Source organism: uncultured Ruegeria sp. (assembly GCF_947489545.1).
GTDB lineage: Bacteria > Pseudomonadota > Alphaproteobacteria > Rhodobacterales > Rhodobacteraceae > Ruegeria.
This window is the reverse complement of sequence record NZ_CANLDZ010000012.1, coordinates 1-13819: the sequence shown is the minus strand read 5'-3', so window position 1 is coordinate 13819 and position 13819 is coordinate 1. Positions and strand designations below refer to the sequence as shown.

General features: G+C 55.7%; 15 protein-coding genes. 7 read left to right on the top strand and 8 right to left on the bottom strand.

Annotation, left to right across the window (positions count from 1 at the left end; all coding sequences use genetic code 11):
* The first annotated feature begins 22 nt into the window (after window positions 1-22).
* Window positions 23-1036 carry a zinc-binding alcohol dehydrogenase family protein gene (locus tag Q1B13_RS16060; protein ID WP_299082178.1) on the top strand — a complete coding sequence of 338 codons (1014 nt, stop codon included), beginning with the start codon at window positions 23-25 and terminating at the stop codon, window positions 1034-1036.
* Entirely contained in the window at window positions 981-1418 is a 438-nt protein-coding gene (locus Q1B13_RS16055; RefSeq protein ID WP_367180709.1) for a VOC family protein, read from the top strand. Before Q1B13_RS16060 ends, Q1B13_RS16055 begins: the two co-directional genes overlap by 56 nt.
* A 404-nt stretch (window positions 1419-1822) precedes the next feature.
* Here Q1B13_RS16055 and Q1B13_RS16050 read toward each other — a convergent pair whose 3' ends face one another.
* Window positions 1823-2791, bottom strand: a complete 969-nt coding sequence (locus Q1B13_RS16050) for a GlxA family transcriptional regulator (RefSeq protein ID WP_299082175.1) — start codon at window positions 2789-2791, stop codon at window positions 1823-1825.
* A 251-nt stretch (window positions 2792-3042) separates the two neighbouring features.
* On the opposite strand from Q1B13_RS16050, the gene Q1B13_RS16045 reads away from it, so the two are divergent.
* The 3 genes from Q1B13_RS16045 to Q1B13_RS16035 all read left to right on the top strand — a co-directional run bounded on the left by Q1B13_RS16045 (window position 3043) and on the right by Q1B13_RS16035 (window position 5235).
* Window positions 3043-3873 carry an alpha/beta hydrolase gene (locus tag Q1B13_RS16045; RefSeq protein WP_299082174.1) on the top strand — a complete coding sequence of 277 codons (831 nt, stop codon included), beginning with the start codon at window positions 3043-3045 and terminating at the stop codon, window positions 3871-3873.
* A 611-nt stretch (window positions 3874-4484) separates the two neighbouring features.
* Complete coding sequence (locus tag Q1B13_RS16040) at window positions 4485-4781, top strand: siderophore-interacting protein (RefSeq protein WP_299082173.1); 297 nt, start codon at window positions 4485-4487, stop codon at window positions 4779-4781.
* A gap of 88 nt (window positions 4782-4869) precedes the next feature.
* Window positions 4870-5235, top strand: coding sequence for a siderophore-interacting protein (locus Q1B13_RS16035; RefSeq protein ID WP_299799990.1), 366 nt, complete (start codon window positions 4870-4872; stop codon window positions 5233-5235).
* A gap of 183 nt (window positions 5236-5418) precedes the next feature.
* On the opposite strand, the gene otnC is transcribed toward Q1B13_RS16035, so the two are convergent.
* From otnC to Q1B13_RS16000, 7 genes are read right to left on the bottom strand one after another with little or no spacing between them, the layout of a single operon-like run.
* Window positions 5419-6057, bottom strand: coding sequence for a 3-oxo-tetronate 4-phosphate decarboxylase (gene otnC / locus Q1B13_RS16030; protein WP_299082169.1), 639 nt, complete (start codon window positions 6055-6057; stop codon window positions 5419-5421).
* Window positions 6054-7283 (bottom strand): 3-oxo-tetronate kinase, encoded by a 1230-nt coding sequence (gene otnK, locus Q1B13_RS16025; protein WP_299082167.1) that lies wholly within the window; start codon window positions 7281-7283, stop codon window positions 6054-6056. The genes otnC and otnK overlap by 4 nt, the downstream gene beginning before the upstream one ends.
* Window positions 7280-8077: an N-acyl homoserine lactonase family protein gene (locus Q1B13_RS16020; protein ID WP_299082165.1), complete on the bottom strand. Its 798-nt coding sequence runs from the start codon at window positions 8075-8077 to the stop codon at window positions 7280-7282. The genes otnK and Q1B13_RS16020 overlap by 4 nt, the downstream gene beginning before the upstream one ends.
* The gene (locus Q1B13_RS16015; RefSeq protein ID WP_299082162.1) at window positions 8074-8361 is read right to left on the bottom strand and encodes a putative quinol monooxygenase; all 288 of its coding nucleotides are present in this window, start codon (window positions 8359-8361) and stop codon (window positions 8074-8076) included. Before Q1B13_RS16015 ends, Q1B13_RS16020 begins: the two co-directional genes overlap by 4 nt.
* The gene (locus Q1B13_RS16010) at window positions 8361-9872 is read right to left on the bottom strand and encodes a tripartite tricarboxylate transporter permease (RefSeq protein ID WP_299082160.1); all 1512 of its coding nucleotides are present in this window, start codon (window positions 9870-9872) and stop codon (window positions 8361-8363) included. Before Q1B13_RS16010 ends, Q1B13_RS16015 begins: the two co-directional genes overlap by 1 nt.
* 4 nt (window positions 9873-9876) lie before the next feature.
* Window positions 9877-10626: a hypothetical protein gene (locus Q1B13_RS16005; RefSeq protein WP_299082159.1), complete on the bottom strand. Its 750-nt coding sequence runs from the start codon at window positions 10624-10626 to the stop codon at window positions 9877-9879.
* A 57-nt stretch (window positions 10627-10683) separates the two neighbouring features.
* Window positions 10684-11691: a tripartite tricarboxylate transporter substrate binding protein gene (locus Q1B13_RS16000; protein WP_299082157.1), complete on the bottom strand. Its 1008-nt coding sequence runs from the start codon at window positions 11689-11691 to the stop codon at window positions 10684-10686.
* Window positions 11692-11827: 136 nt separating this feature from the next.
* Between Q1B13_RS16000 and Q1B13_RS15995 the strand changes: the two genes are divergently transcribed.
* Entirely contained in the window at window positions 11828-12916 is a 1089-nt protein-coding gene (locus tag Q1B13_RS15995) for an isocitrate/isopropylmalate family dehydrogenase (protein ID WP_299082155.1), read from the top strand.
* The coding region (locus Q1B13_RS15990) for a Gfo/Idh/MocA family oxidoreductase (protein ID WP_299082153.1) at window positions 12913-13819 on the top strand (907 nt) is incomplete at its 3' end. The genes Q1B13_RS15995 and Q1B13_RS15990, both read left to right, overlap by 4 nt.

The window sequence follows — 13819 nt, the reverse complement described above, 5'->3', positions numbered from 1 at the left end:
AAGTCGGAGAGAGGAGCACGTTATGAAAGCTGTGGGATACCGTGAGACAGGACCGATTGATCGGGCGGACGCCTTGATTGATTTCGAGGCAGATAAACCAACGCCGAACGGGCACGACTTGCTCGTGAAGGTTAAAGCCGTATCAGTGAACCCGGTCGATACAAAAATTCGGCAAAAACAAGCTCCTGAAGGTCCAGCACCTGATGTTCTGGGGTGGGACGCCGTAGGGATCGTCGAAGCCGTTGGCGAGGCGGTCGAGACTTTCAAACCGGGAGACACCGTTTGGTACGCCGGGGCGATCAATCGGCCCGGAACCAATGCTGAGTTCCATCTGGTGGATGAACGTATCGTCGGAACCGCGCCAAAATCCATAGCAGCGTCAGCGGCTGCGGCGATGCCACTTACGACACTGACTGCGTATGAAATGCTGTTCGACCGGTTGCGAGTCCAAGATGCCGTTCCCGCTGGGACTAATACGTTGCTGGTCATAGGCGGTGCAGGTGGTGTCGGGTCAATCGCCATCCAATTGGCTCGCGCTCTCACTGATTTGACGGTGGTGGCCACTGCCTCTCGGCCCGAGACACAAGATTGGGTTCGAGAGTTGGGCGCACAAAATGTCATCAACCATGCCGAACCTTTTGGCTCGCAACTCAAGGCGCTAGGTATCGAAAGCGCGGATTTCATTTACTCGACAAACCATTCCGAGCTTTATGCATCTCAAGCTACTGAGGTGATGACACCCCAAGGTCGTTTTGGTTTGATCGACGACCCTGAGACTTTCGATATCGCGCCGTTTAAACCCAAGTCGATCTCAATACACTGGGAGTTTATGTACACCCGGTCGCTGTTTGCGACTGGTGATATGCGTCGACAGAGTGATATTCTGAATCACGTTGCCAGTATGATAGACGAAGGGAAGATCAGGTCTACCGCGACTGAGACGCTTGGTACTATCTGTGCTGACAACCTGATCAAAGCCCATGCTATCCTCGAAAGCGGTAAGGCAAAGGGCAAGCTCGTCCTCGAGGGATTTTGAAATGGAAATTGAACGGCTCGATCACGTAAATATAGTGACCAACAGACTGACCGAACTGGTGGCGTGGTACGAAGAGATACTCGGTTTGAAGCCAGGACCACGCCCCGACTTTCGGTTCCCCGGGGCATGGATGTATGCGGGAGAACACGCTTTGGTTCACTTGGTGGGTCGCGAAGGACAACCCAGTGTTGGTTCAGAAGTGAAGCTGAAACTCGAACACTTCGCATTCTCGGCCAAGGGGATGAGGTCATTCGAAAAGAAGCTTGTTGAACACAGTCTTCCGTTCAGAAAGACAGATTTGCCTGGCGCCAGCGTCGTCCAGTTCCATCTGGCCGACCCCGATGGCAATCATATCCACATCGATTTTGACGAAGGTGAATAGTTGGAAAAACTATTTGCCGCGCCGCCTCAATCGGACGTTTCATCAGTCGTCATATGGATAAAATGTCGAACTCGCGTTTCACCTAGGCATTCGTGCGGGTAAAAGGGCCGTGTAAGCGTCCGCCAAAGGAACTTCTGTGTGCGGCTTCCCCAGATACCAGACACGTCGATGCCATTTGGTCTATCTGACAATGCCCGCTGTGCATTGGGGTCATTCAGGCTCGAGATAAGCATGCTTGCTTGAATTTCGAGAGCCTGGAGGCGTTCATCCATGGTGGGTCTGTCTCGTCGAACGCTGACTGCCGCCAGTTAACGTGATAATGCTGTCGGCTCCTGGCCCTTGCTGACGGGATCAGTCACTGAGATGCCGTTCAGTCAGTGGCAGCTTACCTTCTCCTCTCAAAGCTAAGCTGTCACACCAAAACGCAGCCGATATGCGTTTGGCGTCATACCGATGAGCCTTTTGAACACCTTTCGGAAGGCTGAAGTGTCTTCATACCCAGCATCCCAGGAAATTTGGTCTACAGTATCCTGAGTCAGCTCAAGACTCTCGCGCGCTTTCGCAATCCGCGCGTTCTGCACATACTCCGTCGGTTTCAATCCGGTCGCTGCCGAAAATCGGCGCAGAAACGTGCGCTCTCCCAATCCAGCAAGCGCCGATAGCTCGGTCAATCCATTTGCCCCGGCTGGATCGGCGTGCACGCTTTGTTGTGCCCTCAGAATTGAGCTGTCTCCGTGGTCAAAGCGCGGTAGAAACTCCGCGAATGGTCGCTGTGAGTTTCGAGGCGGATCAATGAGCAGGAACCTTGCCGTCGCAAGCATGACGCTTGGTCCCATCAGGCGCTCGACCAGGGTCAGCCCTAGGTCGGTCCACGCCAATATGCCTCCTGCCGTGATGATGTCCCCGTCATCCAGGACCATGTGTTGATCCGCCACTGCAATATCTGGAAAGCGACGTGCCAATTGGTCGGCAAACGCCCAGTGTGTCGTAATTTTCCGTCCTTGCAGCAACCCGCTTTCCGCCAGCACAAACGCGCCCGCACAGACAGAGCAGACCCGGGTGCCAGTGCCATGCCGGTCACTCAACCATGCCGCTTCATCTGGCAAATTTGCCATTTTTTCCGGCATCACAATGCTGGGGGGCACGATGACAAAGTCGAGCTTGTGATCCTTGTTGGGGTGACTATCCCAACTGCACACAGGCGGCGCTTTTGGTTCGGTCGGATCACGTCTCCAATGGGTGACCCGAATGTAAGACCGTTCTGCCTCAGGCGTCCACTCGGTCGCGATCCGAAACAGGTCGGTCATTCCGTAGACGGCAGACAGCTGACAATCGGGATAGATCAGAAGCCCAATTTCCGCGACGCATTTCATATCGCATTTGTCAATTTTGCCCCGTCATTTGTCAATATCGCCAATCCTGTGCCGGTACCCCAACGCCTAGGTTCTGGCTTGTCACAACGACACCCACAACTTCAGAGGCACAAATGCCCCATACGACGAAACCAAACATCTCACTGAACCGGCGCGACGTTTTGATGACGGCGGTAGCTACGTCCGCAGCCATCGCGTTGCCTTCAATAGCGCTCTCACAACCCAAAACTGACCTGCAAGGAATCGAACAAATGTCTACATTCACAACATCCGACGGAACTGAAATCTTCTACAAAGACTGGGGGCCAAATGATGCGCAACCCATCGTTTTTCACCATGGCTGGCCATTGAGCAGCGACGACTGGGACACTCAGATGCTGTTCTTCGCCTCCCAGGGCTATCGGGTGATCGCCCATGATCGTCGCGGCCATGGTCGGTCCAGCCAAACCGATCAAGGGCACGACATGGATACCTATGCGGCTGATGTCGCTGATCTTGTCGAAACACTGGACCTGAAGAACGCGGTTCACATCGGGCATTCGACAGGCGGCGGTGAGGTGGCGCGCTACGTTGCGCGCGCTAAACCCGGCCGTGTCGCCAAAGCCGCATTGCTGGGAGCGATCCCGCCCTTGATGTTGAAGACAGACACCAACCCGGATGGCATTCCGTTGGAGGTCTTTGACGGCTTCCGCAGTGCTTTGATCGCCAATCGCGCGCAGTTCTATATGGACGTGCCTGCCGGCCCCTTCTTTGGGTTCAATCGTGAAGGCGCGGAGGTCAGCCAGGGTCAAATCCAGAACTGGTGGCGTCAAGGCATGATGGGAAGTGCATCAGCACATTATCAATGCATTGCTGTCTTCTCGGAAACCGATCAGACGGAAGATCTGAAGGCCATCGACCTCCCTGTTTTGGTGATGCATGGAGATGACGATCAGGTCGTTCCGATTGCAAACTCGGCAGAGAAAGCGGTCAAGCTCCTGAAGAACGGGACACTGAAGGTTTACAAAGGCCTGTCTCACGGGTTTTTTGCCACCCATCCGGAGCAAGTAAACGACGATCTGCTGGCGTTCATAAAAGCATGATTTCTGGGAACTGCGTGGGTCCACTTCCTTCGCAGTTCCAACTTGCTCTCATTGGTGCATGCCAAATCGTCTACAATCAAGTCGATGATTGCTTTGAACCTGTTCGGCCGAGCAATCATATTGCATCAAAAAAACCCGCCAAGAATCTGAGTTGCTGCCACTGGTTCCAGTTCAGCGATCCACAGCATGCCCGCGAATTAAGCCAGTTCTTTAAATGAGGGCTGGAATCCACCAATCAGAATGCACCTTTGATTGAGTGTTAGTGCTATAAGGTTGACGGAACAAAACCACGACTAAGATCAATTGAACGCGTCTCTACGACCGCGCAAAATCTCAGGCGATTTGGGCCGACTTATGCGTAAGTATCGCACAAGACTGTTGGCGAAGACGCATGTATTTTATGAATAAAATCAATGTATTGAATGCAGTGTTATGGGCGCCCTACAATCCTTACCTTTCTCAGCCAGTCTTGTAGCGCTTCTGATCCACAACACCTTCGAAATGACGCTGGTTTAGAGGCTATGATCACCTGCGCAGCTCTCAAATAGCGCAGCAGCTTCAGAAGGTCTTCGTCCGAAAGCGAGATCTTCACGAAAACGCGGGAATTCAGAATGAGCAGAACAGCAGTGGTGCAATCGGTATACGACGTCTCGCCGAACATGAGGCGGATTGTGTTCGGAGGTCCAGAATTGGCCGACTTTCCTGTGGGGAAAGAGGGCGGGTACATCAAGCTCGTCTTTACCGATCTTCCGCGGACAACACCAGACCGACCGGTCATGCGCACTTATACGATCCGGTCGCACGAAGCCGCGAACGGGAAGATCACCGTCGATTCTGCTATGCATGCTGATATCGGTGGAATTGCCATCGACTGGGCGTCTCAGTCGAACCCGGAGACACAATGCTGATCAACGGGCCTGACATAGAGAAGATGGCCCCTCCGAACGCAGAATGGTATCTGATCGCCGGAGACATGACTGCTCAGCCTGCCGCCATGTGCAATCTAGAGATTCTGCCTACGACGCAAAAGGGTATGCGGTTCTTGAGATCACCTCTGACGCGGATCGGCAGCACGTGAACTTGCCAGCGGGCATGAGCCTGCATTGGGTTGTTAACCCAATACCACAAGAACTGAAAAACAGACTGCTCGATAAGATCAAAAGCTTCGAATGGCTTGATGGCGACCCGTTTGTCTGGACGGCGCGCGAGTTCGACACGATGAGAGCGCTCAGGACCTACTTCCGAACCGAACGAAGGGTAAAAAGGCAAATGCTCTACCTGTCCAGCTATTGGCGAGCCGGGCGAACCGAAGACCAGCACAAAGCCGACAAAAACAAGGATGCCCAGGCTGACACGCTTTAATCCCTTGGCCTCGGGTCCTACTTCGTGGCTAAGGTGTCTTGCTTAGGATGCGCTCACTGAGGTTGCAACAAAAGGGCGGACAAGTGAGATCGGCCTATAACGGACGTCTGATACCTATCCTTAGTGCCGCGGCGCGGCTCATCGAACCAGGGATTCGCTGGGCTATTGACCGGTGTTTGTGGACTAGGGCTGACTCAGCTTTTCTACGGCGCGCACTTCCTCTGTCGTGAGGGCGCCAGGGTTTAATCCCCGCGTAAGCAGAGTTAGTTTTGCCGTTTCCTCTAGTTCTTCCATTGCGAACGCCGCGGCCCATATATCTTTTCCAGCAACAACCGGTCCGTGGTTGGCCAACAACACTGCCGTGCGGTGACCTGCAAGGCCTCTTACTGCGTCACCCATCGCAGCATCTCCGGGCACAAAGAATGGCAGCAACTTAACCTTGCCTAATCTCATGATTGAATACGGCGTGAGTGGTGGCAGCACGTTGTCTGGATCGGGTTCAGGCAGCATCGACAGCGCGACCGAATGGGTTGAGTGTAGGTGTACAACCGCGCCGGTCCCGTTGCGGGTCTCATAAAATGCTGTGTGTAAGGGGATTTCTTTGGTCGGTCGATCACCGCCCAACAATTGAAGGTTTGCATCCAGATGACTGATGCGAGCAGGGTCCAGAAACCCTATTGAACTGCCTGTTGGTGTTATCAGCAATGTGCCATCGGACAGCCTGGCTGAGATATTGCCGGAGGTGCCGTAGGTAAGCCCTCGGTCAAACATGGATTTCGCCAGAATACAAATCTCTTCGCGCAGTTTGGCTTCTTCGCTCATGTGGGTTGTTCCATTTTGTCCAACGCGTCAGCAAAGAAGTTCTGGTCGCCAAAGTTGCCGGACTTCAACGCAAGCGCAATCGGTCGGGCCTGTATCAGGCGCAGCACAGGCACCCCGGCGGTAAGGCGCGGTCCAACCTCCAGTGTCTGTGCCGCGAGCCCCTTGACCACAGTGCCCGATGTTTCCCCTCCTGCCACAACAATTCTGCGCGCGCCCATCGCGACCAGTTCGGCAGAAAGATCTGCAAAGAGTTTTTCAATCGCCAGCGCCGCGCGATCCGCCCCGAAAGTGTCTTGGGCTGCCTTCACCACGCCCGGTTCGGCGGAAGAATAGATCAAGGGGGGAACGGGCTGCGCCATTGCCCACGCAGCAAGCTCCTGCGCATTGACGGTGCCGTTCACGACTTCTGACGCGGTGATTTCGCGATGTGGCGCCTGTCCTTTGTAGACCTCAACCTGTTGCCGCGTGGCTTGGCTGCACGAACCGGATAGAACAACTCCCGGGCCTTTTATCGCGTTCCAGGAGGGTTTGGCCGGGGCGATATCGAAGTTTGCTGGTAATCCCAAAGCGATACCCGATCCACCACACAGCAAACGCACGCCTTTGGCTGCCTCGCCGATCTCAAACAGATCTTCATCGCGGATAGCATCTGCGATGACGTACCCATCCGTCGGCAGAGTGGCGCGAATGGCCGAGGCACCGCGCATGACTGTCAAAGCTTCGATGTGATTGACAGTTTTGCTGGACTGTGCGGCCAGAACACGCTTCAAATCCGCGTCTCGCATCGGGGTCAACGGGTGGTTCTGCATACCACTTTCGTTCAACAGCTTGTCTTGCACAAACAAATGCCCTTGATAGACACTGCGTCCGTTTTCGGGGAAAGCCGGGCAGACAATCACGCCCTTGGCACCAAGCCGATCGGACAAGGCATCCAGCACCGGACCGATATTGCCTTTGGGTGTGCTGTCGAAGGTTGAGCAGACCTTGAACACGATCTGCTCAACCCCTTGCGCCAGTAGCCAGTCACACGCCGCAAGACTGTCGCGAATGGCCTCATCCCTCGGTGCAGTACGAGACTTCAGCGCCACGACTCCGGCGTCCAGCTCTTTGGCTGCGGCGTTTTCGGGGACGCCGATGAACTGGCACACCCGCATCCCGGCCTCGGCCAAGGTCAGGGCGATGTCGGAGGCCCCAGTAAAATCATCGGCAATGACACCAATTTTCATATCTCGACCTCTTTTAGCGGCCCCGGGTCCAGCCGGTGGATATGTGGGGCCGCACCAACCGGAAACACCTCTCGTACAAGGGGGTCGTGACCGGGGATAATGAGTTTGGGATGAGATGCGAGACGCTCCAACGTTTCGAAACCGTCCAGCATGTCCTGCATATCGACAACTATGGGAAAGGCTTTGCGCGCCATGAAGTTCTCGTAATAGTGCGAGGCATCCGAGGCCAAAACCATCCATCCAACACCGGTGCGCACCCGAACACATTGAAGCCCACGCGAGTGGCCGCCGATGCAATGCACCGTCACACCGTCGGCGATCTCTGCGTCCCCTTCGTGGAAAACCACCTTGCCAGAATAAAGCCGCTGCACGGCTTCACAGACATGATTGGCCGTAAATGGCGCGCGTAGGTGGTCGTCACACATACAGGGGCCAGTGGCAAAGGTCATCTCGGCCGCTTGCATATGCAGCGTGGCATTCGGGAACAGATGCAGCCCCCCGGCATGATCATAGTGAAGATGTGTAACGATCACCTGGCTGACCGCCTCGGGCGTGATGCCCAGGGGGCGCAGCGCTTCGCGCGGATCCAGTGCAATGGGGCGGCCGCGCGCAGTACCTTCATCCGCGTCATAGCCCGTGTCGACCAACAGCACCTGATCCCCGCGCCTCAGCACCCAGATGTAATAGTCCATCGCATGGGGGGCGTTGTGGTTGTCGTCGATGATGAAGCTGTCCGCGCGGGTTCGGGCATTGCGATCGGCGTATTTGACCGCGTGGATTTCCCAATCGTTCATCGGATGACCTCGGCGTATTGATGAACAACCTTGGCAGCGATCATCCCCGCCACGGCCGTATCGAAGGATTTGAAATGCGTACTTTCAAGGTGCGCACCGAATGCCGCGCTGTCATCATAAATCTCATACAAGAACACCGTATCCGGGTCTTGCCCAAGGCAGACATCGAATTGATGACACCCCGGCTCGTCGTGCAGGGACAATGCCGCGTTTTCCACCATCAAGGGTAAGAAGGTGCCTCGCAAACCGGGCTTCAAAGTGAAAGTGACCGTAACAGCAAACATCACGCAGACCGTCCTTTCAAGCGTAGAAAAACGCGCTTGGCGGCAGGCAGCTGGCTGAGGATCAGGCCAAGGTTCAGCACCAGCAGAATGGCAGCCCCGGGGCGTGAAAAGAAGACGGACAAATCCCCGTCCGACAGGAACAGTGAGCGGCGGAAAGTTTCATCAAACAGCCCCCCCAGAATGACGCCGATCACCAGCGGCGCGATGGGGTATTTCATCATGTTCATGAAATAGGCCACGGCCCCGACACCCAGCATCAGGTACAGGTCATTTATGCCTCCCCCGACACTAAAAGATCCAATCGTCGTCAAAACCATTACGACCGGCAGAAAGACGGTTTGCGGAATGGCCAGAATCTTGATGAAGATGCGCGCTGTGAACAGCCCCATCAGGAACATCGTTAGCGAGGCCATCACAAGGATTGCAACCACCCGCAGAATGATCTCGGGGTCAATGGCCGGGCCCGGGATGACGTTGTTGATCTTGAACGCCCCCATCAAGGCGGCGGCGGGCGGGGAGCCGGGGATGCCCAGAACCAAAAGCGGGATCAACGCGCCGCCGATACAGGCGTTGTTTGCCGTCTCGGAACATAGCAGACCTTCCAAAGATCCACGGCCGAATTTGTCACCTTCAGCCGAGACGGTTTTTCCTACGCCATAGCTTACCCAGCCGGCGACATCCTCGCCCACTCCTGGAAGTGCGCCAACGCCGGTTCCGATCACACCAGATCGGCCAATCGTGGGCAGATAGCGCCGGATGGATCGAAGGTTTGGCAGGATACGCCCTTTCAGGGCCAGAATCTTTCCTGCCTCGACATGGCGCAACCCATCGATGATTTGCGGAATGGCAAAGGCACCCATCAACACAGGAACAACCTGAAACCCGCTCAGCAGGTAAGACCAGCCAAATGTGTAGCGGGGTTCTGACAACAGCGGATCGAGCCCAACCATGGACATGGCAAGCCCGATCAACCCGGCGATCCAGCCCTTGATAACCAGATCCTCGCTCATCAGCGTGCCCGACAACAGGATACCGAACAGCGCCAACAGCGCTTTTTCCGGACTAGCGATGTTTTTTGACACCAATAGCAACGCCCAGACAAATATCAGCAGTGTAAGCGTACCGATCACTGTGCCAATAAAGCTGGCGGTTGTCGTAAGCCCCAGTGCTTCGCCGCCGCGCCCTGCCTTGGCCAATGGGTAGCCATCCATGGCAGTGGCCGCGCTCGCCGCAGTACCAGGGATGTTCAGCAGAATGGATGGGTATGACCCGCCATAGATTGCCCCAACATAAGCCCCAAGCAAGGCGATCAGCGAATAGTCCAACGGGATTTTGTTGCCGAAAAACCCAGTCAGGATCGTAACGGCCAGCGTTGCCGTCAATCCTGGCAGCGCCCCGAAAGTTATGCCCAGAAACACTGACGCAATCAGATACAGATAGGTCAGCGGGTCTGCGGTCAAACTCACAAGAGCGGATCCAAATCCAGCCAGCTGCGAAAAGATGAAATCCATTCAGTCAATCTTTCCACAACGGACGAAGTGTCACGTAATAGTGGTATTCGATTTGCTTGAAGATCAGACCACCACGCGCGGGAACGTTCTGGCGAAACCCAAACGCCATGGCACACACAAGGATAAGCGGCGCCAGAATCGCTATAGACGGAACATACCTTAAAACACGTTCGGACCCGGCCTTGATGAGAACCAACAAAGTCAGGATAATCCACAAAATCAAAGTGACCCAATCGTCGCCATGCGCATTCCAGTCTGCCTGAGCCGGAAAGCGGACAAATGCGAATAGCCCGGCGGCTGCGACTGCGAGGCAGGCGATCAAGGCGCGCTGAGCGTGCCCGCCATAGAATCCAAAGGTCAGCGCAGTGATCATCAGGCCCGAGGACAGGATGAAATCCACTCTGGGCACCAGCCCAACTACATAAGCCAATAGCATAAGCCCTATTGTCGAGCTGCGAAACACCTCGGCCCTGTCCCAGCCGATCCCGACTCCGCTGAGTGCATTTTGCGCACCGCCGGATCGGATCGAAATGACCAGCAGCACCAGCGACAAAACCAGCAATCCGCCAAAAATGAACAGCGGAACAATCGCGGCTGAATTGTACCAATCCGTGCCGCTGACCCCTGCCCGGTTTCCACCCCAAAGGGGAATTTCTGAGGTTTTCCACAAAAAGAATAGCGACACGGCGATTATCACAACCGATGCCCAGAAATCGCGCGCCCGCATGACCTGTGTTTCGTCGATTTTGTCCATGTCCGGCCTCCTGAAGAAAAGGGCGCGATCGCGCGCGCCCCTTCCAAAAGTGCTGTCTTAGGGCTTTTCAATACCCAGAGAGGCGGGATCGACGGTGGCAGCCCCCAGATCCTGCAGGGTATAGGCAAACGTGGCCTCAAGATTGGCGAACAATTCTTGCGCTTCGGCCCCGTGCTGACCGCCAACATCATAGTTGTTTGCAGCCGCCCATTCCGCAACGGTGTCCGAGGCAATCGCCTGTTCGAACGCCTCACCCAAAGCGGCCTTCACATCATCCCCGGCCGAGCTGTGTACAGCAAATCCGATCGCCTGTTTCAGCGGCAGATACTGGTCCAGACCGTCATAGACACCAAATGCCGACGGTACGGTTGCTCCACCGATCTGCGCATCTTCAGGTGTCAACATTGCCAGTGGTTTTAGCTGCCCACCCTCAATCAGGGGCGCTTGTTCTGCAAGGGATGTCACGACCAGCGCGACCTCGCCCGCGATGGCAGCTTCCTGCCCGGGGGCAGACCCCTTGTAAGGTACGAATTTGAATTCAGCGCCCGAGCCTTTTTCTATCGCCAGCAAGTTCAGGTGGTGAATGGATCCGGCCCCAGACGCGGCTGCGGGAATGGTGCCGGGCGCGGCTTTTGCGGCATCAACAAGTTCCTCAAGCGAATTGTAGGGGCTGTCGGCGGGCACCGAGATCAGATCGGGTGATCCGCCAACGATGAACGGGTACCAGAAGTCGAATTTCTTGTCCCAACCACCTTGCACTGCCGCTGTAACGTTGGATTCTGACAGGCCGACCAGAGTGTAACCGTCATCCGGCTGGTTCATCACATAGACCATCCCATTCGATCCTGCGACACCGCCGGTTTGGTTGATCACGTTGATCGAGACCGGCAGATGCTTTTCCATCTCTGCCATGATCATGCGGTTTATCGTGTCGGTGCCACCACCGGCCCCCCAGACCACCGCTGTAGTGATGTCACGATAGGGATAGTCCTGCGCGCTGGCAGTCGCTGCAATGCCCGTCGCCATCACGGCTGCGGCCGCAAGCCGCCCAAGTCTCAATCTCATTTCCAAGTCCTCCCAAAACAACTGTGCGTTTATTATTGCATTTATTTGCGTATACGTTAAACAATGCATTGTCAACGGACTGTGGTAAACGCTGCGATCGCGCTATGAATGCGAAACATGAAGGAAACGGGTTCAGATGAACAAAGGTTACGAAGTTGCGGTTTTCCACGGAGATGGAATTGGCCCGGAAATCATGGCACCCACGCTTGAAATCCTGCGCTCGCTTTCAGAGCGAAATGCCGGTTACAGCCTGACTTTCACCGATGCGCCCGCCGGGGCTGCCCATTACGCGGCCACCGGCGACTCCTTCCCGACAACATCGCTGGACATTGCACGCGGCGCCGATGCGATTCTGCTGTCGGCAATGGGATTGCCAGATGTGCGCTATCCCGACGGAACCGAGATTTCGCCCCAAATTGATCTGAGAAAACGGCTAGGTCTGTTTGCGGGAGTGCGCCCGGTGAAAGTGAGCCCCGGACAAGCCACGCCCTTGGCCTTGCCAGACAAAAGAGAGATCGACTTTGTTCTGATCCGCGAGAGCACCGAAGGCCTGTTCTATTCGCAAGGCACCGGCGAGGTTTGCGAAAACGAGGCTCGCGAGACGTTGCTGATCACCCGCGACGTGTCAGAAAAGCTGTTCCGCTTTGCGTTTCAACTGGCCCAGAGCCGAAAGGCGTCCGGCCGTGGTCCCGGTCGGGTCACCTGTGTCGACAAAGCTAATGTCTTTCGCGCCTTCGCCTTCTTTCGGTCGATCTTTGACGCCGAGGCGGCGCACCACCCCCACCTTACCGCGGACCACTCTTATGTTGATGCGACCGCTCTTTGGATGGTGCAAAAGCCTTGGGAGTTCGATGTTCTGGTGACCGAGAATATGTTTGGCGATATCCTGTCTGATCTGGGCGCGGGTCTCATGGGCGGATTAGGACTGGCACCGTCTGCAGATATCGGTCTGAATCACGCTGTGTTCCAACCTTGCCACGGGTCCGCTCCGGACATCGCCGGGCAAGGCACAGCCAACCCTTTTGCGATGATTCTATCGGCCGCAATGATGCTGGAGTGGCTGGGTATGACCCATGACAATCCAGCGCTGTCCAGCGATGGTGAACGCCTGCGCGAAGCGGTTGAGACGGTAACGGCGGATGGCGACAACCTGACCCGAGACCTTGGCGGCACCGCGGGAACGCAGGAGGCCGCCAAAGCTGTCATGGACACGCTGCCGACATGAGTAGCAAACAAGACATAAAGGTTGCCTGTGTCGGTGCTGGTTACTTTAGCCAGTTCCATTATGAAGGCTGGTCGCGCATGCCCCGTGCGGTCCCTGTGGCCTCTTGCAACCGCGACATCGATAAGGCCAGGGCCACCGGCCTGCCCGCCTATCAGGATCTCGCCCGGATGCTGAAGACCGAGAGACCGGATTTGCTGGACATTATCTTGCCGCCGATAGCCCAGGCCGACGCGATCCGTACAGCGCTGCGCTGTGGCCTCAAATGGATTATATGCCAAAAACCCTTTTGCCGGTCTCTCGATGAGGCAGAAGACGTCATCGCTCAGGCTGATGCTGCTAACGCAACCATCGTCATTCATGAGAACTTTCGCTTTCAACCCTGGTACCGCGCCATCAAGACCGCCATGGCGCAAGGCCAAATCGGCACCCCATTGCAGGCCACATTCCGGCTACGGCCTGGTGACGGGCAGGGACCGCGGGCCTATCTGGACCGGCAACCCTATTTTCAGGAGTTGCCGCGCTTTCTGGTGCACGAAACCGCCGTTCATTTTGTCGACACTTTCAGGTTTTTGTTTGGCTCACCAAGCGCGGTCTATGCGGATCTGCGCAAGGTTAATCCTGTGCTTGCAGGTGAAGACGCTGGCTACATTCTGCTGGACCATCCCAATGGGGTTAAAGCCATGTTCGATGGCAACAGATGCCTGGACCACAGCGCAGAAAATCTGCGCCAAACCATGGGCGAGGCGCTGATCGAGGGGACCGAGGGGGTCTTGACCCTTTACGGTGATGGGTCGGTCGAACGGCGCGGCTTTGGAAAACAGGAAAAGCAGCAAATTCTACCACCAAGCACGCATGATGGATTTGGTGGTGATTGCGTCCATGCCTTGCAAAGTCATGTCATTT